Below are 20,768 nucleotides of genomic sequence, written 5' to 3'. Positions count from 1 at the left end.
ACAGATGCGGGCCGGGATGGTTCCCTGGCCCGCATGAGCAGCGTCCCTGTCACCACCTGGTCCCTGGAGCAGACGTCCCCGGCCGACCTTCTGCCCGCCGCCGCGCCCGAGGGCGACGTGCGGATCGTGCGCGCCGAGGACCCCTCCCCCGAGTTCAGCCGCTTCCTGTACGCCTCGGTCGGCGGCGACATCCGCTGGACCGACCGGCTGAGCTGGACGTACACCCGGTGGCAGGAGTATCTGCAGCGGCCCGGCGTGGAGACCTGGGTGGCCTACGACCGCGGCACCCCGGCCGGCTATGTGGAGCTGGAGGCGCAGGACGAGGGCGTGGTGGAGATCGTCTACTTCGGTCTTCTCCCCGCCTTCCGTGGCCGGCGCATCGGCGGGCACCTGCTGGCGTACGGCGCGGCCCGCGCCTGGGACCTGGCCGAGCGGTGGCCGGAACGGGCCCCGACGAAGCGGGTGTGGCTGCACACGTGCAGCAAGGACGGTGAGTTCGCCATGGCCAATTACCAGAGGCGGGGATTCCAGTTGTTCGAGACCAAGGTGGAGCTGGAGCCGGACGTCGCGGCGCCCGGGCCGTGGCCCGGGGCGCATTCCGCCTGATACCCCGCCCGACCTGCCGGGACAAGCCATCGGCAGCGCATGTGAGCGACGACACCCTTGTTCCACATTCCGGGACAAGGGTGTCCACATGATGGATAAAGCTGGACTGTGTCCAGATCGCCGTGACACGCTTCCGTCATGTCTGGAACTGGAATTGCCTTGGTGAGTCGGCGGCACGTCGACCTCGGCCGCATGTCCAGCGCCATCTGTCCGGCGAGCTGAGCCCACCAGCACCGCCGCACTCCCCACACCTGATCTCTGCCGCGCAATGCTGCGCAACCATGCCCGCATGCGCTTGCATGCGCAGGTCAGAGCCTCTTTCCGCCTGTCCCGAAGGACGTAGAACCATGGCCGCCTCCCCACAGAAGCCCGCCACCTCCGCGCCCCAGCGCAAGGTAAGCCGTCACCGCGGTGAGGGTCAGTGGGCCGCGGGACACTTCACCCCGCTCAACGGCAACGAGCAGTTCAAGAAGGACGACGACGGTCTCAATGTGCGGACACGCATTGAGACGATCTACTCCAAGCGCGGTTTCGGCTCGATCGACCCCAACGACCTGCGCGGGCGCATGCGCTGGTGGGGCCTGTACACCCAGCGCAAGCCCGGCATCGACGGCGGCAAGACGGCCGTCCTGGAGCCGGAGGAGCTGGACGACGAGTACTTCATGCTCCGCGTGCGCATCGACGGCGGCGCGCTCACGACGAGGCAGCTGCGGGTGATCGGCGAGATCTCCCAGGAGTTCGCGCGCGGCACCGCGGACATCACCGACCGGCAGAACGTCCAGTACCACTGGATCCGGATCGAGGACGTGCCCGAGATCTGGGAGCGGCTGGAGTCGGTCGGACTGTCCACCACCGAGGCCTGCGGCGACACGCCCCGCGTGGTCCTCGGTTCCCCGGTCGCCGGGATCGCCGCGGACGAGATCATCGACGGCACCCCCGCCGTCCAGGAGATCCACCGCCGGATCGTGGGCAACAAGGCGTTCTCGAACCTGCCCCGCAAGTTCAAGTCCGCGGTCTCCGGTTCCCCGCTGCTGGACGTCGTACACGAGATCAACGACGTCGCCTTCGTCGGCGTACGCCACCCCGAGCACGGGCCGGGCTTCGACGTGTGGGTGGGCGGCGGCCTGTCCACCAACCCCAAGCTCGGTGTGCGGCTCGGCGCCTGGGTGCCGGTCGACGAGGTCCCGGACGTCTACGAGGGCGTCATCTCGATCTTCCGTGACTACGGCTACCGCCGGCTGCGCACCCGGGCCCGGCTGAAGTTCCTCGTCGCCGACTGGGGCGCGGAGAAGTTCCGGCAGGTGCTGGAGGACGAGTACCTGCAGCGCAAGCTGGTCGACGGGCCCGCTCCCGAACAGCCCGCGCAGCAGTGGCGTGACCACATCGGCGTGCACCGGCAGCAGGACGGCCGGTTCTACGTCGGTTTCGCCCCGCGCGTCGGCCGCGTCGACGGTGCCACGCTCACCAAGATCGCCGATCTCGCTGAGGCGCACGGCTCCGGCCGGGTGCGCACCACCGTCGAGCAGAAGATGATCGTCCTCGATGTCGAGCAGGACCAGGTCGACTCGCTGGTGGAGGGCCTCGAGGCGCTGGACCTCACCGCGCGGCCGTCCTCCTTCCGGCGCGGCACCATGGCCTGCACCGGCATCGAGTTCTGCAAGCTCGCCATCGTCGAGACCAAGCAGCGCGGCTCGACGCTGATCGACGAACTCGAGCGCCGACTGCCGGACTTCGACGAGCCGATCACCATCAACCTCAACGGCTGCCCGAACGCCTGCGCCCGTATCCAGGTCGCGGACATCGGCCTCAAGGGCCAGCTGGTCCTCAACGACCGGGGCGAGCAGGTCGAGGGCTACCAGGTGCACCTCGGCGGCGCGCTCGGCCTGGAGCCGGGCTTCGGCCGCAAGGTGCGCGGCCTGAAGGTCACCGCGGAGGAACTGCCCGACTACGTCGAGCGGGTCCTCAAGCGCTTCCAGGCCGAACGCCAGGACGGCGAGCGGTTCGCCACCTGGGCGGCCCGGGCTTCCGAGGAGGCTCTGTCGTGAGTGAGCGTGCCGCGCCTTTCTACTGCCCCTACTGCGGTGACGAGGACCTGCGTCCGCACGAGGAGGGTCACGGTGCCTGGGAATGCGGGGCGTGCAACCGCGCATTCCAGCTGAAGTTCCTCGGGCTGCTCGCCCGGGGGCTGCAGCGAGCCGACAACGGAGGGGATGACCGGATATGACGACGGCTCAGGAACAGCGTACGACCGAGGAGTTGCAGGCGCTCGCCGAGCAGGCGGGCCGTGAGCTGGAGGAAGCCTCCGCCCTGGAGATCCTGCAGTGGGCGGTGGACACCTTCGGCACGAAGTTCTGTGTCACCTCCTCCATGGAGGACGCCGTGGTCGCCCATCTCGCCTCCCGGGTACGCAGGGGCGGCGGCGAAGTCGATGTCATCTTCCTCGACACCGGCTACCACTTCCCGGAGACCATCGGCACCCGGGACGCCGTCGAGGCCGTGATGGACGTCAACGTCATCACGCTCACGCCCCGGCAGACGGTCGCCGAGCAGGACGCGGAGTACGGCCCCAAGCTGCACGACCGCGACCCCGACCTGTGCTGCAGACTGCGCAAGGTCCAGCCGCTGGAAGAGGGCCTGAAGGGCTATCAGGCCTGGGCGACCGGGCTGCGCCGCGACGAGTCCCCGACCCGGGCGAACACCCCGGTCGTCGGCTGGGACGAGAAGCGGCAGAAGGTCAAGGTCTCCCCGATCGCCCGCTGGACGCAGGACGACGTGGACGCCTATGTCACCGAACACGGCGTCCTCACCAACCCGTTGCTGATGGACGGCTACGCCTCCATCGGCTGCGCCCCGTGCACCCGCAGGGTCCTCGAGGGCGAGGACGCGCGGGCCGGCCGCTGGGCGGGCCGGGCCAAGACCGAGTGCGGGCTGCACGGATGACGACGAGCACAGCCGCTCACACGGCGGCCGCAGCTTCGGCTGCTACGGCTGTGACGGAAGCGAACAATGCGACCCAGGAGAACCACGTGACGACCGGAGCCACCGTCTGGCTCACGGGTCTGCCGAGCGCCGGCAAGACCACCATCGCGTACGAGCTGGCCGGCCGGCTGCGCGACGAGGGCCACCGCGTCGAGGTGCTCGACGGCGACGAGATCCGCGAGTTCATCTCGGCGGGCCTCGGCTTCAGCCGCACGGACCGGCACACCAACGTGCAGCGCATCGGCTTCGTCGCCGAACTGCTCGCCCGCAACGGCGTCAAGGCGCTGGTGCCGGTGATCGCGCCGTACGAGGACAGCCGGACGGCGGTGCGCGAGCGGCACGCGGAGAACGCCACGCCGTACCTGGAGATCCATGTGGCGACGCCGGTGGAGGTGTGCAGCGTCCGCGATGTGAAGGGGCTGTACGCCAAGCAGGCGGCGGGCGAACTGACCGGGCTCACCGGGGTCGACGACCCGTACGAGGAGCCCCGCACCCCGGACCTGCGGATCGAGTCCCAGAACCAGACCGTGCAGGAATCCGCGGCGTCCGTGTACGCCCTGCTGAGCGAGAGGGGACTGGCATGACGACCGTCGCCAGGTCCGCGACCGGCGACGAGGGTACGGACAGCCCGTACGCCCTCTCGCACCTGGACGCGCTGGAGTCCGAGGCCGTGCACATCTTCCGTGAGGTGGCGGGCGAGTTCGAGAACCCGGTGATCCTGTTCTCCGGTGGCAAGGACTCCATCGTCATGCTGCACCTGGCGCTGAAGGCGTTCGCCCCGGCCGCGATCCCCTTCTCGCTGCTTCATGTGGACACAGGACACAACTTCCCCGAGGTGCTGGAGTACCGCGACCGTGTGGTGGACGCACATGGGCTGCGCCTCCATGTGGCCTCCGTCCAGGACTACATCGACCGCGGTGTGCTCAAGGAACGTCCCGACGGCACCCGCAACCCGCTGCAGACGCTGCCCCTGACGGAGAAGATCCAGAGCGAGAAGTTCGACGCGGTCTTCGGCGGCGGCCGACGGGACGAGGAGAAGGCCCGCGCCAAGGAGCGGGTGTTCTCGCTGCGCGACGAGTTCTCGCAGTGGGACCCGCGCCGCCAGCGCCCCGAGCTGTGGAACCTCTACAACGGTCGGCACGCCCCCGGGGAGCACGTCCGTGTCTTCCCGTTGTCCAACTGGACCGAGCTGGACGTGTGGCAGTACATCGACCGTGAGGGCATCGAGCTTCCGCAGATCTACTTCGCGCACGAGCGCGAGGTGTTCGCCCGCAGCGGCATGTGGCTGACCGCCGGCGAGTGGGGCGGCCCCAGGGACGGCGAGAGGGTGGAGAAGCGGCTCGTGCGCTACCGCACCGTCGGCGACATGTCCTGCACCGGCGCCGTCGACTCCGACGCCACCACGCTGGACGCCGTGATCGCCGAGATCGCCGCCTCCCGGCTCACCGAGCGGGGCGCGACCCGCGCCGACGACAAACTGTCCGAGGCCGCGATGGAAGACCGCAAGCGCGAGGGGTACTTCTAGCCATGAGCACGACCACGACCGAGGCACTCTCGGCCACCACGCTGCTGCGGTTCGCCACCGCCGGCTCCGTCGACGACGGCAAGTCCACGCTCGTCGGGCGGCTGCTGCACGACTCCAAGTCGGTCCTCACCGACCAGCTGGAGGCGGTGGAGCGCGTCTCCGCGAGCCGCGGCCAGGACGGCCCGGACCTCGCACTGCTCACCGACGGCCTGCGCGCCGAGCGCGAGCAGGGCATCACCATCGACGTGGCCTACCGCTACTTCGCCACGCCCCGGCGCCGGTTCATCCTGGCCGACACGCCCGGGCATGTGCAGTACACGCGCAACATGGTCACGGGTGCCTCCACGGCCGAGCTGACGGTGGTCCTGGTCGACGCCCGCAACGGCGTGGTCGAGCAGACCCGTCGGCACGCGGCCATCGCCGCGCTGCTGCGCGTGCCGCACGTGGTCCTCGCGGTCAACAAGATGGACCTCGTCGCCTACGAGGAGCGGGTGTTCGCGGCGATCGCCGAGGAGTTCACGGCGTACGCGACCGAGCTGGGCGTGCCGGAGGTCACCGCGATCCCGATCTCGGCGCTCGCCGGTGACAACGTGGTGGAGCCGTCCGCGAACATGGACTGGTACGGCGGCCCGACCGTCCTGGAGCACCTGGAGACCGTCCCGGTCAGCCACGACCTCGCGCACTGCCACGCCCGGCTGCCCGTGCAGTACGTGATCCGGCCGCAGAGCGCCGAGCACCCGGACTACCGGGGCTACGCGGGCCAGATCGCGGCCGGCACCTTCCGGGTCGGCGAACAGGTCACGATCCTGCCGTCCGGCCGGACCACGAAGATCTCCGGCATCGACCTCCTGGGCGCGCCGGTCGACGTGGCGTGGACGACGCAGTCGGTGACCATCCTGCTCGAGGACGACGTCGACGTCTCGCGCGGCGATCTGATCGTGCCGACGAAGGACGCGCCGGCCACCACCCAGGACGTGGAGGCGACCGTCTGCCATGTGGCCGACGCCCCGCTGACCGTCGGGCACCGGGTGCTGCTCAAGCACGGCACCCGCACGGTCAAGGCGATCGTGAAGGACATCCCGTCCCGGCTCACGCTGGCCGACCTGTCCCTGCACCCGCACCCGGGACAGCTCGTCGCCAACGACATCGGCCGGGTGAAGATCCGTACCGCCGAGCCGCTGCCGGTCGACTCCTACGCCGACTCGCGCCGCACGGGCTCCTTCATCCTGATCGACCCCGCCGACGGCACCACGCTCACCGCTGCCATGGTCGGCGAGTCCTTCGCGACGCCCGAGCCGGTCAAGGACGCGGCCGACGACGACGGCTGGGACTTCTGAGCATGAACCCGACCGATGCCTATTCGACGTTCGCGAAGGAGGGCGGCCGCATCGGCAGCGGCGCCCTCGGCAGCGGGCAGGGCGGAGTGGCCCGATGTGTGCGCTGACGTACGCGCACCGCATGCGCGCCCTCACCCCCCACCGCCGTAGACGAAGACCTGCCGATCCCCCGGCCACGACCTGAAAGACCGTGACCGCCGGGCCAACGAGAGGAAGACCTCCCGTGCCTGCCACCCGCTCCAAGCTTCTGCGTCGCGGGACAGCCGCGCTCGCCGCGCTCCCGCTGCTCACCCTCGCCGCCTGCGGTTACGGTTCCGACGCCAAGAACGACGACACCGCCAAGATCGCCACCGGGGCCAAGAAGATCGACGGCCTCGACAGCGTGAAGATCGGCTACTTCGGCAATCTGACCCACGCCACCGCGCTGGTCGGCCGTCAGCAGGGCCTCTTCCAGAAGGAGCTGGGCGCCACCAAGGCCGACTACGCGACCTTCAACGCCGGGCCCTCCGAGATCGAGGCCCTCAACTCCGGCTCCATCGACATCGGCTGGATCGGCCCCTCCCCCGCGATCAACGGCTACACCAAGTCGAACGGCAAGAGCCTGAAGATCATCGGTGGTTCGGCGTCCGGCGGGGTGAAGCTGGTCGTGAACCCGAAGAAGATCACCTCCCTCAAGGACGTCAAGGGCAAGAGGATCGCCACCCCGCAGCTGGGCAACACCCAGGACGTGGCCTTCCTCAACTGGGCGGCCGAGCAGGGCTGGAAGGTCGACCCGGAAAGCGGCAAGGGCGACGTCACGGTCGTCCGCAGCGACAACAAGGTGACGCCGGACGCCTTCAAGTCCGGCTCCGTCGACGGCGCCTGGGTGCCGGAGCCGACCGCGTCCAAGCTGGTCGCCGAGGGCGGCAAGGTGCTGCTCGACGAGTCCTCCCTGTGGCCGGACAAGAAGTTCGTGATCACGAACATCATCGTGCGCCAGGCCTTCCTCAAGGAGCACCCCAAGGCGGTCGAGGCCGTGCTGAAGGCCTCGGTCGAGGCCAACAAGTGGATCAACACCCACTCCGACGCGGCGAAGGCCGCGGCGAACAAGCAGCTGGCGGAGGACTCCGGCAAGCCGCTGCCGGCGAAGGTCCTGGACCCGGCGTGGAAGTCCGTCCAGTTCACCGACGACCCGCTGGCCGCCACCCTCGACACCGAGGCGCAGCACGCGGTCAAGGCCGGTCTGCTGGCGAAGCCCGACCTCAAGGGGATCTACGACCTGACGATCCTCAACAAGGTGCTCAAGGCCGAGGGTGCGAGCCCGGTCGACGCCGCCGGTCTCGGCGCCGGCTGACCCCCTTCCCCGATGACTTCCCAGGAGGTGACGACCATGGCCACGACCTTTGCCAAGGCCGCCGAGTCGGTCGAGTACGCCGCACGCCTCGAGCACGTCTCGAAGTCCTTCGCGGGACCGGGCGGGCAGCAGCTCGTCCTGGACGACATCAGCCTCGATGTCGCGCCCGGTGAGTTCGTCACCCTCCTGGGGGCCTCGGGCTGCGGCAAGTCCACCCTGCTGAACCTGGTGGCGGGCCTCGACCTGCCGAGCGCCGGGTCCATCACCACGGACGGCCGGCCGGCGCTGATGTTCCAGGAGCACGCTCTGTTCCCGTGGCTGACCGCGGGCAAGAACATCGAACTCGCCCTCAAGCTCAGGGGCGTTCCCAAGCCCGAACGCCGCGGCAAGGCCGAGGAGCTGCTCGAACTCGTCCGGCTGGGCGGCGCGTACGGCAAGCGCGTGCACGAACTGTCCGGCGGCATGCGCCAGCGTGTGGCGCTGGCCCGCGCGCTGGCGCAGGAGAGCAACCTGCTGCTGATGGACGAGCCGTTCGCGGCTCTGGACGCCATCACCCGCGACGTGCTGCACGACGAGCTGACCCGTATCTGGTCGGAGACCGGGCTCTCCGTGCTGTTCGTGACGCACAACGTGCGTGAGGCGGTACGGCTCGCGCAGCGTGTCGTCCTGCTGTCCTCCCGTCCGGGCCGGGTGGCCCGGACGTGGGAGGTCGACATTCCGCAGCCGCGCCGCATCGAGGACGCGCCGGTGGCGGAACTGTCCCTCGAGATCACCGAAGTACTGCGTGGGGAGATCCGCCGCCATGGCCAGCACTGAGACGACGAGCGCCCCCGAGACGGGGAGCGTGGAGGCGGGCCTCGACGCGCTGGAGACCGCGCAGCCGGGCCGTACGCCGTTGCGCAGGACCTTCGTCGACAAGATCGTCCCGCCGATCACCGCGATCGTCGTGGTCCTGGTGATCTGGCAGGGCCTGATCACCCTGAAGATCGTCGACGATCCGAGCAAGCTGCCCTCGCCGGTGGACGTCTGGCACGCCTTCCACAACGACTGGCTGCAGGGCAAACTGCTCGGCTACATATGGACCAGTGTCTCGCGCGGTCTGCTCGGCTTCTGCTTCGCCCTGGTCATCGGCACCCCGCTGGGACTGCTGGTGGCGCGGGTGAAGTTCGTGCGCGCGGCCATCGGCCCGATCCTGTCCGGACTGCAGTCGCTGCCCTCGGTGGCGTGGGTGCCGCCCGCCGTGATCTGGCTGGGTCTGAACAACTCGATGATGTACGCGGTGATCCTGCTCGGTGCCGTCCCGTCCATCGCCAACGGCCTGGTGTCCGGCGTGGACCAGGTGCCGCCGCTCTTCCTGCGGGCCGGCCGCACCCTGGGCGCCACCGGACTCAAGGGCACCTGGCACGTGACCCTGCCCGCCGCCCTGCCCGGCTATGTGGCGGGCATGAAGCAGGGCTGGGCGTTCTCCTGGCGCTCCCTGATGGCCGCGGAGATCATCGCCAACTTCCCCGACCTCGGCACGGGCCTCGGCCAGCTGCTCGAGAACGCCCGTACCGCCAGCGACATGGCCATGGTGTTCGAGGCCATCCTGTTGATCCTGTTCGTCGGCATCGCGATCGATCTGCTGATCTTCAGCCCGCTGGAGCGGTGGGTGCTGCGCAGCCGCGGCCTGCTGGTGAAGGGCTGACATGCGCGCTCCGGTCCTTCTCGTCATCGCCCACGGCAGCCGCGATCCGCGGCACGCCGCGACCGTGCACGCCCTGGTGGAGCGGGTGCGGTCGCTGCGGCCGGGACTGCGCGTGGAGACCGGGTTCCTCGATTTCAACGTGCCGTCCGTGCACGGGGTGCTGGAGTCGCTCGCGGCGGAGGGGGTCCGGGACGTCGTCGCGCTGCCGCTGCTGCTGACACGGGCGTTCCACGCCAAGGCCGACATCCCCGCCGTGCTGCGGGACGCCCCGCCGCGGCTGCGGATCCGGCAGGCGGACGTGCTCGGCCCGTCCCCGCTGCTGCTGCGGGCGCTGGAGCGGCGGCTGTACGAGGCGGGGCTGGCCCCCGCCGACAAGTCCTCGACCGGGGTCGTACTGGCCTCGGCGGGGTCCTCCGACCCGGAGGCGATCGCAGTGATCGCAGACATCGCGCGGGAGTGGTGGCACACCGGTTGGTGCGCCGTGCGGCCTGCGTTCGCCTCCGCGTCCCTGCCGCGCACCGAGGACGCCGTGGCCGAGCTGCGCGCGCTCGGCTGCGAGCGGGTCGCCGTCGCGCCGTACGTCCTGGCCCCCGGCTTTCTGCCGGACCGCATCACGCGGGGCGCGGCCGGGGCGGACGTACGGGCGGACGTGCTGGGCCCGGCGCCCGAGGTGGCGCGGGTTCTGCTGGAGCGCTACGACGCGGCCCGCCGCCCCGCCCTGGCGGCGCTGGGCGCCTGAGCACACCGGCCCGCCGCGCGAGGTGCCTCGGACCCGCCGGCGGCGCTCCGGCCGGTCACAGGTCCAGGGCGTGCAGGAGCTGCCGGGTGAAGGTGAGGCTGCCGGTACCGGCGCCCGCCACGATGGCGACCTCCTCCAGCGCGGTGCGGATCTTGCCCCGGTTGGGCGGCAGCCCGTCCTCGGCGGACTCCTCCAGCTGGCGATGGACGGTCTCGCCGTACGCGACGAGCGCCGGGTACTCGACCCCGAGTGCCTCGGTGAGCCGGTCCGCGACGGCCATGAGGGTCTCCAGGTCCGGCGGGCCGTTGCCGATACCCATGCGGCCGAGGTCGCCGAAGTCGTAGGTACTCATGTCCTGTCCTCGCTTCTGGCCCGAAAGGAGCCATGGGGGCTGGGGGTGGGGTGCGGGACCGCTGACGTTACCGACCTCGCGGAGGCGCGTGTGCGGCCGTACGGTGCGGCTGCGGGCCGCTGCGGGGCGACTGGGGGCCCGGGCGGTCACGACGGCGCCGAGTGGGCCGAAAATCGCCACCCATCCGGGTGATCGGCGCCCGTTGACCGGGCCCGGTGGGCACGGGGCGCGCAAGCGCCGGGTGCGGGCCACGGGGCCGGCGCCGGGTCTCGGGAGCGGGGCGGTCGGACGGACACCGGGGCACCGTGCCCGCGCGGCGGTGCGGCAGTCCCGCCCGCGCCCTGTCCGTCGCGCTCATGCGTCCCCCTGTCCGGCCCGTCCGTGCTGTCGACCCTAGGGACAAGCGGAGGATGTTGTCGCGAGGTTCGGCGAGCCGCACCGCCGGGGGGCGGCAGCGTGGTACAGGGCCACCGGGTCCGGCGCTCCCCTGTGCCGTCGGACCCGGTGGCACTTCGTTCTGCGCCGGGTGCCGCCCGTATGTCACTGGGAGAACGAACTCCGCGCACAGCAGGGGCGTTTATCGGCCAACCGGCCCGCGGGCCGGTCGAAACGGAGGGTTGGGGGGCAACCCGGCGGTCCGTCAGCCGGCCCGCCGCGCCGCTTCCTCGGCTTCCTCGGCCCTGCGCACCAGTTCCCCGACCGGCATCGACCCGGCGGCCCGGTGCTCGCTCGCCAACCGGTTCGCGAGGTCCTGGAGGAGTTCGTTCAGCGGGGTCGGTACCCCGTGCAGCCGGCCGAGCAGGGCGATCTCGCCGTTGAGGTAGTCCGCCTCGATGGTGCCGGTGCCGCGGGTGAGGGACTGCCAGGACGAGCCGCCGCCGCGCGGGGCGCCGTCCAGCGGCACCAGGGTGATCTTGTCGCCCCGGGCCGCGCGCTGTTCCTCGGCACTCGTGTATACGATCCCGGCGGCGTCGAGGACGGCCTCGCCCTCGGCGCGCACACGCGCGTAGAGCGCCTGGGCGGCCTCGTTGTCGAGGGGGCCGCTCACCGCTTCGAGGGCGTTGCCGAGGTTGGCGAGCAGCTTGGCGTACTGCCAGCGGGCCACGTCCGGCACGACCGGTGCCTCGAAGCGGGCGCCGGACAGGTCGGCGGCGATCCGGCGGGCGGTGTCGTCGGTGCCGTGCGGCAGCCGGCCCAGGTGCAGGACGCCGGTGAGCGGGCTGCCCGCGGCGGAGACGACGCCGGGCTCCAGGAAGGCCGAGGGCAGCCAGACGCAGACGCCGTACACCTGCCGGAAGCGGCGCAGGGCCAGCCGTCCGCTCTCCACTCCGTTCTGCAGGCAGACGAGCGGCAGTTGCTCCGCCGCACTGCCGCCGCCCGCTACGGGCACCTGCGCCCAGGTCTGCAGCGCGGAGACGGTGTCCTGGGTCTTGACGGCGAGGACGAGGACGTCGTCGGCGCGCAGCTCACCGAGCGGGCCGGGCCCGTCGACGGCGGCCAGCCGGTACGTCAACTCACCCTCCGGGACCCGCAGTCGGAGCCCGTGTTCGTCCAGTGCCGCCAGGTGTGTGCCGCGGGCCACGAGGACGACCTCGTGCCCGGCCTGGGCGAGACGTCCCCCGACGGACCCGCCGACGGCCCCCGCCCCGATGATGATGTAGCGCATGGGGCGAGCCTCGCACACGCGTGCCCGCTCGCGTCACTCCTCCTCGGCCGTCAACTCCACCAGCTTGAGCACGGTGTTCCAGTTCCGGCTCGTGGCGATCAGTCCCCTGGCCGGCTGCCGGCCCAGCCTCTCGGCGAGCTTGGATCGGCCGACGCCGTCCGGTGCGTAGAGGTACAGGCAGCGGTCGCCGAGGCGGAACTCCTCGGGCAGGTGGGCGGCTTGGTCGATGTCCGCGTACCGGTCCGGGGCGACGGCCGCGGAGAAGTACGTGATGTGCAGCTGCCTGGGCTGGAGTTCGGCGGCCGGGAAGGGGCAGGCCTCGGCCACGGCGCGCAGATAGGCGTGGTCGCGCACGAGCACGTCGACCGGGAAGCCGAAGCGCTCCTCGACGGCCCGGCTCACCTCCGCCGCCAGCGAGTCCTCGTCGCCGTGGTCGCTGCTGAACACGGCCTGGCCGCTTTGCAGATAGGTCCGTACGCCGGTGTGGCCGAGGCCGGCGAGCAGGGTGCGCAGGTCGGCCATGGGCACCTTCTTGGCGCCACCGACGTTGATTCCGCGCAACAGCGCCGCGTAGGTCGTCATCCGGCCAGCCTAGAGGGGCCGTCGTGCCCCGTGGGGGCGGGCACGACGGCCGGGCCCGCGTGGGGCGGGTTGCGCGAAACTCTGTCCGATGGGCAGGGGCCGGATCAACCTCTCCACGCAGCTGTGACTTGTTCAACAAGCTTTTGTAATCACAAACCGGCGCGCTGACGGCGGAACGGACATCCCTTGTCCCGGTCGCACCCGCGGCCGGCGAACCGGCACCCCGAGACGCGTCTGGGAGATGTCCCGATAGATGTAAGGGGCCGCCGTCCTTCCCAGTACGGAGGGGCGGGCCGCTCACTTCACCGGGCAGCACGACGAGACGTCTTTGCCCGGCCCATACGGTCGATGCGGAGCAAGCGCACAGGTGGCGGCAGGGGGCTGCCACCGCACACGAGGGGGCAGACCCGTCATGGGGAACACACAGGTGCGGGTGCGGGGGCTGGCCGCCCGCGCGGGCGGCTGGAGCGCCCGGCACCGCTGGGCGGCCGTCGGCATATGGGTGCTGTTCGTCGTCCTGGCGCTGGGAGTCGGTTCGGCGACGGGCCGGGTCGACGTGAACGAGGGCGACCAGCTCAAGGGCGAGACGCACACCGCAGCACGGATCATCGACGACGCAGGCATCAAGCAGCCGGCCGGCGAGACCGTCCTGATCCAGTCGAAGGACGGTGCCGGGACGGCGACCGGGAGCGGCTTCCGGGCGGCCGTCACCGACGTGATGGAGGCCGTCGGAGGCACCGGCAAGGTCACCGGCGTGACCTCGCCGTACACCACGCACACCATCTCCCGGGACGGCCGCAGCGCGCTGGTGCAGTTCGACCTGCGGGGCGACGCCAAGACGGCCGTCGACCGGGTCGAGCCGGTGCTGGACGCCGTCGCCGGGGTGCAGAAACGACACAGCGGTCTGCGGATCGAGGAGATCGGCGCCGCCAGCATGCAGAAGCAGTACAAGGACGCCTTCGGCGACGATTTCCAGCAGGCGGAGTACTCGGCGGTGCCGGTGGCCCTCGGCATCCTGCTGATCGCTTTCGGCGCGCTGGTGGCCGCGCTGCTGCCGGTGGCCCTCGCGATCACCGCGATCATGGCGACGATGGGCCTGATGGGTGTCGTCAGCCATCTGCAGCCTATGAGCGACACCGCCAACTCCGTGATGCTGCTGGTCGGTATGGCCGTAGGCGTCGACTACTGCCTGTTCTATCTGCGCCGCGAACGCGAGGAGCGGCAGGCCGGCCGGGACGCGGGCACCGCCCTGCGGATCGCCGCCGCCACCAGCGGCCGGGCGATCGTCGTCTCCGGGATCACGGTGTGCGTGGCGATGGCGGGCATGCTCTTCACCGGGCTCGCCGAGTTCGAGGCGATGGGCCTGGCCTCGCTGATGGTCGTGGCGGTCGCCATGGTCGGGTCGGTCACCGTACTGCCCGCGCTGCTGTCGCTGCTCGGCGAGCGCGTGGAGAAGGGCCGGATCCCGTTCCTCGCCCGTCCGCGCCGCCGGCACGGCGTGGACGAGGGCAGCCGGTTCTGGTCGGCGGTCCTGCGCGCCGTGCTGGCCAGGCCGCTCGTCTCGGTCGCCGTGGCGGCCGGCACGCTGTTGGCGATCGCCGCGCCCGCGCTCGGCATGAAGACCCAACAGCTCACCCTGGACCAGGAGTTCGGCAGGTCGCTGCCCATCGTGCAGACCTACGACCGGGTCAACGACGCCTTCCCCGGCGGCAGCGAGCCGGCTCAGGTCGTCGTCAGGGCCAGGGACATCAACGCCCCCGACGTACGGCAGGCGCTCGCCGAGTTCAAGCAGCGGGCGATCACCTCGGGCGCCTCGCGCGGCCCGGTCGGCGTCCGGGTCTACGGCACGCAGAACGTGGCCCTGATCTCCGTACCGCTGGTCGGCGGCTCGGACATGGACAAGGCCGTCAAGAGCCTCGGCATCCTGCGCGACGAGGTGCGGCCCGCGACTCTCGGCAGGATCGACGGCCTGCAGGCGCCGGTCACCGGACAGGTCGCCGGCAACCACGACTTCAACGACCAGTTGCTCGGCTCCGTCGCCCCGGTCTTCGCGTTCGTGGTCGTGTTCGCGTTCCTGCTGATGCTGCTGTCGTTCCGCTCCCTGACCGTCGCGCTCACGTCGATCGTGCTCAACCTGCTGTCGGTGGGCGCGGCCTACGGCGTCCTCGTCGCCGTCTTCCAGCACGGCTGGGGTGCCTCGCTGGTCGGTGCGGCGGGCGTCGGCGCGATCGTGACCTGGCTGCCGCTGTTCCTCTTCGTGATCCTGTTCGGGCTGTCGATGGACTACCACGTGTTCGTCGTCTCCCGCATCCGCGAGGCCCGTATGCGCGGCCTGGACACACGGGACGCGATCCGGCACGGCGTGGTCACCACGGCCGGTGTCGTCACCAGCGCCGCGGTCATCATGGTCGCCGTGTTCGCGATCTTCGGCACGCTGTCGATGCAGTCCATGAAGCAGATGGGCGTGGGCCTGGCCGCGGCGGTCCTCATCGACGCCACCGTCATCCGCGGGGTGCTGCTGCCGGCCGTGATGGCGCTGCTCGGCGAGCGCAACTGGTACCTGCCCAAGTGGCTGCACCGGCTGCCCGACCTCACCCACGACGAGCCGCCGCAGCCGCCTGTCGCGCGCCCCGCGCGCGAGGAGGGCGAGCGGCTGCCGGTCTGATCCCGCACCGCCGACGAGGGTCCGCCGACACCGGGGTGTCGACGGACCCTTCGTCAACTCGCCTCATCCTCGGCCGTGCTGGGCCAACTCCGCCTCGATGAGGTCCGCCGCTCGACGGGTGCCGCCCTCCTGGGCCATCCCTGCCTGGATCGTCTTGAGACGGCGGGCCGCCTCCGGGTCGTCCACCAGGGCGAGGGCGGCCTCGCGCAGGCGGTCGGCGGTGGCCTCCTCGGTGTCCAGCCGGCGGGCGACGCCAAGGCCCTCGAGCATGTCGGCGTTGCCGAACTGGTCGACGGCCTGCGGTACGGCGATCATCGGCGTGGCCGTGGCGAGGCCCTCCTGGCTGCCGCCGGCGCCCGCGTGCGTGACGAACAGGTCCGCCTGCTTGAGGATCGCCAGCTGCGGCACCCAGCTGTGCACCTCTACATTGCCGGGTACGTCGCCCAGCTCGGCGGCCGGCACATGGCGGCCGACCTGGAGGACCAGGTGCCAGCCGGGCAGGTCCCCGAAGGCGCGGACGCACTGGCGGTAGAAACCCGGCTGCTTGGTGAAGGCCGAGCCCAGGGACACCAGCACGACCTTGTCGGCATCGGCCGGCCGCTGCCAGTCGCCCTGCTCGGCGCGGTCCCCCTGACAGGCACCGACGAAGGAGTGGACGCTTTCGTCGACCCGGTCGGCCTGCGGCTGGAGTGCCTTGGGGATGAGGACGATCGAGCGGGCCGGGAGACCGGCGAACGCGTCCGGGTGCCGGGTGATCCCGTTCTCCGCCAGCCAGGCCTCGAACCGGGCGTAGTACGCCTGCCCGCGCGCCGTCTTCTTCGGCTCCGCCCACATCGGCTCGGCGACCTCCTTGTCGTACCCCTCCCAGGCGACGAGGTTCGGCGAGAGGGAGATCGCCGGTACGCCCCAGCGGTGGGCGAGCACGCGGGCCGGGTAGGAGGAGATGTCGTGCAGGACGAGGTCGGGTTCGTCGCCGGCGTAGGCCTCGACGAGCTGCGGAAGCGCCTGGATCGCGTCGGCCAGGAACGGCTCGACGTTGTCCAGCAGTGTGCTCCCCCAGGCATCCGGGTCGGCGTCGGGTCCGGGCAGCGTGGAGGTGTACGGCACGGGCCGGGCCCCCGTGGCCGCCACCTTCTCGGCGAACACCGGCGGGATGGCGTACGTCACCCGATGGCCCCGGGCGACGAGTTCACGGATCACCTCCAGGTTGGGGTTCACATGGCCGTGCGCGGCGATGGAGAACATGGCGATATGTGCGGGGCTGGTCATGCATACGAAGCTAAACGAGACGAGACGTCTCGTCCAAGTGTTTTTCCGTCCACGCCTCCTCAGGGACGTCTCTCCTCAGGGAGGCCTCCCCTCAGGGACGTGGCCGCCCTGACGACCACGCTGCACCCCGGGGCGTCTGCCCAGGTCGGTGAGGACCTCGTTGAGGATGCCGGCGTCCGGGTTGCAGACGAGCCGCCACATGATGCCGACGACGACCGCGGGCATCGTCCAGGGCGAGGGCGCGGGCCGGCCGGCGCAGCCGCAGGTCCTCCTTGAGGAGCAGGGCGAGGCCGAGTGCCGGCAGGAACTGGGGCAGGGTCACGCCGATCGCCCGGAGCAGGCCGATGCGGAACGACTCCCGGAAGGGCGTGTCGTGCAGCAGGTCCCGGAAGTTCAGCACGTCGATCCACCGGGTGGCCCGGGTGCGGCCGGACCGGACGCCGGTGAACGCGAGCAGGATGCCGTACCGCAGCGGGCCCACGCCGAACAGCAGGATGGGGATCAGGGCAGGCAGAACGAGGAACCACGTGCCGTGATCGGCGGCACGGCGGCCGCTCGGCCGTTGCGCTTCGGCCACCGGCATGCAAGGAATCAGCCCCTTTGCCGACCTTGGTGGACGTGCTCATGACCTTCAAGGTCCGGTACCTCGCCAAGGGCCCTCGCACACGGCCCGACCTGTGCGAATGCAAGACTGGCAAGGGAGATCCGACCGCACGGAGGCACGATGGACGAGGCACGGGCACGGGACGTACTGGCCGCGGCGGGGGTACTGCCGGGACCGGCCGGGGACGCCGGGCTCCTCGCCCTCGGCGAGAACGCGGTGTTCGCCGCCGGTGGCCTGGTGGTGAAGGTGGGCCGCGACGCCGAGTTGCTGGAGCGGGCTCGGCGCGAGCTGGACATCGCCGGCTGGCTGGCCGAGGCGGGCGTGCCGGCGGTACGGGCTGCCGAGGCGAAGCCGCTGCTGGTCGACGGACATCCGGTGACCGTGTGGCACCGGCTGCCGGAGCCGGTACGGCCCTCCGAGCCGCGCGATCTGGCGGAGCTGCTGCGGATCGTGCACGCACTCCCCGCTCCTCCTTTCGCTCTGCCGCCCCGCGAGCTGCTGGGCGGTGTGGAACGCTGGCTGCGGCTCGCGGGCGACGCCATCGACCCCGACGACGCGGCCTACCTGCGCGCCCGCCGGGACGGATTCGCCGCGGCCGCGGCCGCGCTGACGCCCCATCTGCCACCGGGGCCCATCCACGGCGACGCGCTGCCCCGCAATGTGCACATCGGGGCGGACGGGCCGGTCCTGGTCGACCTGGAGACGTTCTCCAGCGACCTGCGCGAGCACGACCTGGTAGTGATGGCCCTCTCCCGCGACCGGTACGGGCTGCCCGCCGAGTCGTACGACTCCTTCACCGAGGCCTACGGGTGGGACGTACGGGAGTGGGACGGCTGTGCGGTGCTGCGCGGCGCCCGCGAGACGGCCAGCTGCGCCTGGGTGGCCCAGCATGCGCCGAGCAACCCGAAGGCACTGGCCGAGTTCCGGCGGCGGGTGGCGTCACTGCGGGACGAGGACGAGACGGTGCGGTGGTATCCCTTCTGAGCCGCGACGGGCCTGTGGACGCGGGCTGCTAGGCGGGTCGGCTCCCGGCCGGCTCCCTCAGGGGCCATGCCCCGTCCACCACCGCCGCCGCGTCCCCCTTGCGGCGCAGGAACGCCTGGAAGTCCGCCGCCCAGTCCGCGTACCACCGGATCTGGCGGTGGTGCAGTTCCGCCGGGCTCAGGGACGCGATCTTGGGGTGACGCTCGGCTATCGCACCGGCCAGTCGCGCCGCGGCGAGGGCGTCGGAGGCGGCGTCGTGGGCCGTTTCGAGGACTATGCCGTACTCGGCGCAGACCGCTTCCAGGTTCCGCTTGCCGCGGCGGTAGCGGTCGGCCCAGCGGTCGATGGTGTAGGGGTCGACGACCGGGGCGGGCGGGGCGCCGTCCAGCCGGTCGGAGAGGGACGGCAGGCCGTGCCGGCGCAGTTCGGCGGAGAGCAGGGTGAGGTCGAAGGCCGCGTTGTAGGCGACGACCGGGACGCCCGCCTTCCAGTACCCGGTGAGGGCCTCGGCGAGGGCGTCGGCCACCTGGTCGGCGGGCCGGCCCTCGGCCGCCGCGCGTTCGGTGCTGATGCCGTGCACCGCGACCGCGTCCGCCGGGATCTCCACGCCCGGATCGGCCAGCCATTCCCTGCGCCCCACGGGCCCGGCGGCCCTGACCTCGATCACCGCGCCGGTGACGATACGCGCCTCGTGCGGATCCGTGCCGGTCGTCTCGAGGTCGAAGCCGATCAGCAGCTCACGGTGCCAGCCCATGGCAGGCCCCCCTTCTCGGTGGTGCTTTCCCCCAGTGGCCTCCACCCTCGCACGCGGCACTGACAATCCGAGGACGGCGTTCCGCTTGTGCCGGTGGACCGTTCAGGACACAGGGCGCGAATCGACCCAAGTCAGCTCGAATTCCTCGCGGTATGTCGGAAAGAGCCCGGATTCACTCGCGTCGCTCGACTTGACGAGCTTGTTGCCGTTGCGCAGCACCAGCACCGGTGACTCCATCCCCCGCGCACCCCGCAGATAGGACTGCACCACGGCGATGCCGTCGGCGCCGTCGCCGTCCACCAGGTAGGCGGTGAAGCGGGGGGTCTCGTCGTACACCTGGATCTCGAAGGCGCCCGGGTCGCGCAGCCGGGAGCGCACCCGGCGCATGTGCAGGATGTTCATCTCGACCGAGCGGCCGAGCTCGCCCCGCTTCATGCCCAGTTCGCGCTCGCGGCGCTTGACCGCACTGGAGGCCGGGTTGAGGAACAGCAGCCGTACCCGGCAGCCGGACTCGGCGAGGCGGATCAGGCGGCGTCCCGAGAAGTTCTGCACCAGCAGGTTGAGACCGATGCCGATGGCGTCGAGGCGCCGGGCACCGGCGAACAGGTCCTCGGCCGGGAACTGGCGCATGAGCCGCACCCGGTCGGAGTGAACGGCGACCACGTCGGCGTACCGGTCGCCGACCAGGTCCTCGACCGCGTCGACGGGCAGCCGGCGCGCGGAGGGGACGTCACCGCCCGCGCCGAGCATCTCCAGCAGCCGTGCCGAGGCCCGCTCGGCCTGGCTGAGGACCGTCTCGGACAGGGCCCGGTTGCGGGAGACGACGTTACGGGTCACCTCCAGCTCGTCCAGAGCCAGTTCGAGGTCGCGGCGCTCGTCGAAGTACGGCTCGAAGCAAGGCCAGTGCTGGACCATCAGTTCACGCAGCTGAGGCAGGGTCAGGAAGCTGAGCACGTTGTCGTCGGCCGGGTCGAGCAAATAGCCCTTGCGGCGACTGACTTCGCGCACGGCGACCGCGCGCTGCACCCACTCCTGCCCGGCCGGGCCGGCCGCGGCCACCACCCAGTCGTCGCCGTGGACGGGTTCGTAGATGGGGCGCAGGACGGCGGCCACCACCGTGCGCAGCCGCTGCTCCACGAGGTTCAGCCAGATGTAGGCCCGGCCGGCCCGCTGGGCGCGGGTGCGCACCTCGTGCCAGGCGTCGGCGTCCCAGTCCAGCTCCGGCCCGATGGACCCCGCATCCATCGGCCGGGCCAGGGACACCGCGCCGGGCGGGACGTCTGTGGAGTTCCCCTCGTGACCCTCGTCACCAGGGGGCAGCTCCAGCCCTCCCGAGCCCACCCGTGCACCGCCTTCCGCCCCGGGGCCTTTCCCGTCTCAACGATCAAGGAAGGGTACTCCGGGAGCGGTCGGCGGTGCAGCCGGATGGACAGGTCGGTTGTCCAACTGTTTTCCTCAACTCGGCCTGTGTCCGGGGCCGTTCTGCGCGGCCATGTCACGCGGAGTGAGCGGATTCATAACGCCGGAGATTTACGGGGTGCCGCCCGGGCCCCGCCGAGTCTCCGCCGGGCCTCCGTCGGGGCTGGTGAGGGGCTTCCGGGGCGGGTACCGGCAGGCCCTGGAACCGCTGGCGGGCCCGGGAGGTTTCGTCACTTTCGCAAGACTCGAAAGCCGACGCGGCCCCGG

At 71.2% G+C, this 20,768-nt stretch carries 19 protein-coding genes and 2 pseudogenes; 14 read left to right on the top strand and 7 right to left on the bottom strand.

From position 1 onward, the window contains the following. Positions 1 to 33: 33 nt before the first annotated feature. The 12 genes from GQF42_RS33055 (at position 34) to GQF42_RS33000 (ending at position 10,206) form a co-directional block, all read left to right on the top strand. The gene (locus GQF42_RS33055) at positions 34 to 606 is read left to right on the top strand and encodes a GNAT family N-acetyltransferase (RefSeq protein ID WP_158926039.1); all 573 of its coding nucleotides are present in this window, start codon (positions 34 to 36) and stop codon (positions 604 to 606) included. A 138-nt stretch (positions 607 to 744) separates the two neighbouring features. Continuing rightward, positions 745 to 828 carry a putative leader peptide gene (locus GQF42_RS47350; protein ID WP_309486338.1) on the top strand — a complete coding sequence of 28 codons (84 nt, stop codon included), beginning with the start codon at positions 745 to 747 and terminating at the stop codon, positions 826 to 828. A 125-nt stretch (positions 829 to 953) separates the two neighbouring features. Next, positions 954 to 2,651, top strand: a complete 1,698-nt coding sequence (locus GQF42_RS33050) for a nitrite/sulfite reductase (protein ID WP_158926037.1) — start codon at positions 954 to 956, stop codon at positions 2,649 to 2,651. Continuing rightward, a complete protein-coding gene (locus GQF42_RS33045; protein ID WP_158926035.1) occupies positions 2,648 to 2,830 on the top strand; it encodes a hypothetical protein in 183 nt (60 codons plus the stop codon). Before GQF42_RS33050 ends, GQF42_RS33045 begins: the two co-directional genes overlap by 4 nt. Beyond that, a complete protein-coding gene (locus GQF42_RS33040) occupies positions 2,827 to 3,546 on the top strand; it encodes a phosphoadenylyl-sulfate reductase (RefSeq protein ID WP_158926033.1) in 720 nt (239 codons plus the stop codon). Before GQF42_RS33045 ends, GQF42_RS33040 begins: the two co-directional genes overlap by 4 nt. An 86-nt stretch (positions 3,547 to 3,632) precedes the next feature. Further along, on the top strand, positions 3,633 to 4,169 hold the full coding sequence (cysC, locus tag GQF42_RS33035) for an adenylyl-sulfate kinase (RefSeq protein ID WP_233273526.1): 537 nt from the start codon (positions 3,633 to 3,635) through the stop codon (positions 4,167 to 4,169). Beyond that, complete coding sequence (cysD, locus tag GQF42_RS33030) at positions 4,166 to 5,110, top strand: sulfate adenylyltransferase subunit CysD (RefSeq protein WP_158926029.1); 945 nt, start codon at positions 4,166 to 4,168, stop codon at positions 5,108 to 5,110. The genes cysC and cysD overlap by 4 nt, the downstream gene beginning before the upstream one ends. A 2-nt stretch (positions 5,111 to 5,112) precedes the next feature. Continuing rightward, complete coding sequence (locus GQF42_RS33025) at positions 5,113 to 6,447, top strand: sulfate adenylyltransferase subunit 1 (protein WP_158926027.1); 1,335 nt, start codon at positions 5,113 to 5,115, stop codon at positions 6,445 to 6,447. 223 nt (positions 6,448 to 6,670) lie between these two features. Next, a complete protein-coding gene (locus GQF42_RS33015; protein ID WP_158926024.1) occupies positions 6,671 to 7,780 on the top strand; it encodes an aliphatic sulfonate ABC transporter substrate-binding protein in 1,110 nt (369 codons plus the stop codon). Between the two features lie 36 nt (positions 7,781 to 7,816). Beyond that, positions 7,817 to 8,596: an ABC transporter ATP-binding protein gene (locus GQF42_RS33010; RefSeq protein WP_158926023.1), complete on the top strand. Its 780-nt coding sequence runs from the start codon at positions 7,817 to 7,819 to the stop codon at positions 8,594 to 8,596. Then, positions 8,583 to 9,467 carry an ABC transporter permease gene (locus tag GQF42_RS33005; RefSeq protein ID WP_158926022.1) on the top strand — a complete coding sequence of 295 codons (885 nt, stop codon included), beginning with the start codon at positions 8,583 to 8,585 and terminating at the stop codon, positions 9,465 to 9,467. The genes GQF42_RS33010 and GQF42_RS33005 overlap by 14 nt, the downstream gene beginning before the upstream one ends. Before the next feature lies 1 nt (position 9,468). Beyond that, a complete protein-coding gene (locus tag GQF42_RS33000) occupies positions 9,469 to 10,206 on the top strand; it encodes a sirohydrochlorin chelatase (RefSeq protein WP_158926021.1) in 738 nt (245 codons plus the stop codon). Between the two features lie 55 nt (positions 10,207 to 10,261). On the opposite strand, the gene GQF42_RS32995 is transcribed toward GQF42_RS33000, so the two are convergent. From GQF42_RS32995 to GQF42_RS32985, 3 genes are all read right to left on the bottom strand, one after another. After that, the gene (locus GQF42_RS32995) at positions 10,262 to 10,558 is read right to left on the bottom strand and encodes a hypothetical protein (protein WP_158926019.1); all 297 of its coding nucleotides are present in this window, start codon (positions 10,556 to 10,558) and stop codon (positions 10,262 to 10,264) included. Positions 10,559 to 11,198: 640 nt separating this feature from the next. Continuing rightward, complete coding sequence (locus GQF42_RS32990) at positions 11,199 to 12,224, bottom strand: ketopantoate reductase family protein (RefSeq protein WP_158926017.1); 1,026 nt, start codon at positions 12,222 to 12,224, stop codon at positions 11,199 to 11,201. Between the two features lie 33 nt (positions 12,225 to 12,257). Next, positions 12,258 to 12,806, bottom strand: a complete 549-nt coding sequence (locus GQF42_RS32985) for a DUF1697 domain-containing protein (RefSeq protein WP_158926015.1) — start codon at positions 12,804 to 12,806, stop codon at positions 12,258 to 12,260. 412 nt (positions 12,807 to 13,218) lie between these two features. Here GQF42_RS32985 and GQF42_RS32980 point away from each other — a divergent pair, with 412 nt between their 5' ends. Continuing rightward, the gene (locus GQF42_RS32980) at positions 13,219 to 15,471 is read left to right on the top strand and encodes an MMPL family transporter (RefSeq protein WP_158926013.1); all 2,253 of its coding nucleotides are present in this window, start codon (positions 13,219 to 13,221) and stop codon (positions 15,469 to 15,471) included. A 63-nt stretch (positions 15,472 to 15,534) separates the two neighbouring features. Here GQF42_RS32980 and mgt read toward each other — a convergent pair. Both mgt and GQF42_RS32970 read right to left on the bottom strand, forming a co-directional pair. Continuing rightward, positions 15,535 to 16,819, bottom strand: a pseudogene (gene mgt, locus GQF42_RS32975) (macrolide-inactivating glycosyltransferase). Positions 16,820 to 16,866: 47 nt separating this feature from the next. Continuing rightward, a pseudogene (locus GQF42_RS32970) lies at positions 16,867 to 17,323 on the bottom strand (carbohydrate ABC transporter permease); the annotation flags it as partial. 141 nt (positions 17,324 to 17,464) lie between these two features. Here GQF42_RS32970 and GQF42_RS32965 point away from each other — a divergent pair. After that, entirely contained in the window at positions 17,465 to 18,328 is an 864-nt protein-coding gene (locus tag GQF42_RS32965) for a phosphotransferase enzyme family protein (protein ID WP_158926009.1), read from the top strand. Between the two features lie 28 nt (positions 18,329 to 18,356). Here the strand turns inward: GQF42_RS32965 and GQF42_RS32960 are convergent, their stop codons facing one another. Both GQF42_RS32960 and GQF42_RS32955 read right to left on the bottom strand, forming a co-directional pair. Then, positions 18,357 to 19,082 carry a 3'-5' exonuclease gene (locus tag GQF42_RS32960; RefSeq protein WP_158926007.1) on the bottom strand — a complete coding sequence of 242 codons (726 nt, stop codon included), beginning with the start codon at positions 19,080 to 19,082 and terminating at the stop codon, positions 18,357 to 18,359. 102 nt (positions 19,083 to 19,184) lie between these two features. After that, positions 19,185 to 20,423, bottom strand: a complete 1,239-nt coding sequence (locus GQF42_RS32955) for an SAV2148 family HEPN domain-containing protein (protein WP_158926005.1) — start codon at positions 20,421 to 20,423, stop codon at positions 19,185 to 19,187. Positions 20,424 to 20,768 lie beyond the last annotated feature (345 nt).

Origin of the sequence: Streptomyces broussonetiae, assembly GCF_009796285.1 — a bacterium.
Lineage (GTDB): Bacteria > Actinomycetota > Actinomycetes > Streptomycetales > Streptomycetaceae > Streptomyces > Streptomyces broussonetiae.
Note: the sequence above shows the minus strand (reverse complement) of the source record. Positions and strands in the feature narration are given on the sequence as shown.

What these genes read in the sequence shown, in the direction of transcription:
- GQF42_RS32960 (WP_158926007.1), bottom strand. Translation starts at nt 19,082, where the DNA reads ATGGGCTGGCACCGTGAGCTGCTGATCGGCTTCGACCTCGAGACGACC.
- GQF42_RS33055 (WP_158926039.1), top strand. Translation starts at nt 34, where the DNA reads ATGAGCAGCGTCCCTGTCACCACCTGGTCCCTGGAGCAGACGTCCCCG.
- GQF42_RS33010 (WP_158926023.1), top strand. Translation starts at nt 7,817, where the DNA reads ATGGCCACGACCTTTGCCAAGGCCGCCGAGTCGGTCGAGTACGCCGCA.
- GQF42_RS32985 (WP_158926015.1), bottom strand. Translation starts at nt 12,806, where the DNA reads ATGACGACCTACGCGGCGCTGTTGCGCGGAATCAACGTCGGTGGCGCC.
- cysD (WP_158926029.1), top strand. Translation starts at nt 4,166, where the DNA reads ATGACGACCGTCGCCAGGTCCGCGACCGGCGACGAGGGTACGGACAGC.
- GQF42_RS33025 (WP_158926027.1), top strand. Translation starts at nt 5,113, where the DNA reads ATGAGCACGACCACGACCGAGGCACTCTCGGCCACCACGCTGCTGCGG.
- GQF42_RS33005 (WP_158926022.1), top strand. Translation starts at nt 8,583, where the DNA reads ATGGCCAGCACTGAGACGACGAGCGCCCCCGAGACGGGGAGCGTGGAG.
- GQF42_RS33050 (WP_158926037.1), top strand. Translation starts at nt 954, where the DNA reads ATGGCCGCCTCCCCACAGAAGCCCGCCACCTCCGCGCCCCAGCGCAAG.
- GQF42_RS32995 (WP_158926019.1), bottom strand. Translation starts at nt 10,558, where the DNA reads ATGAGTACCTACGACTTCGGCGACCTCGGCCGCATGGGTATCGGCAAC.
- GQF42_RS32980 (WP_158926013.1), top strand. Translation starts at nt 13,219, where the DNA reads ATGGGGAACACACAGGTGCGGGTGCGGGGGCTGGCCGCCCGCGCGGGC.
- GQF42_RS33040 (WP_158926033.1), top strand. Translation starts at nt 2,827, where the DNA reads ATGACGACGGCTCAGGAACAGCGTACGACCGAGGAGTTGCAGGCGCTC.
- GQF42_RS47350 (WP_309486338.1), top strand. Translation starts at nt 745, where the DNA reads ATGTCTGGAACTGGAATTGCCTTGGTGAGTCGGCGGCACGTCGACCTC.
- GQF42_RS33000 (WP_158926021.1), top strand. Translation starts at nt 9,469, where the DNA reads ATGCGCGCTCCGGTCCTTCTCGTCATCGCCCACGGCAGCCGCGATCCG.
- GQF42_RS32965 (WP_158926009.1), top strand. Translation starts at nt 17,465, where the DNA reads ATGGACGAGGCACGGGCACGGGACGTACTGGCCGCGGCGGGGGTACTG.
- GQF42_RS32990 (WP_158926017.1), bottom strand. Translation starts at nt 12,224, where the DNA reads ATGCGCTACATCATCATCGGGGCGGGGGCCGTCGGCGGGTCCGTCGGG.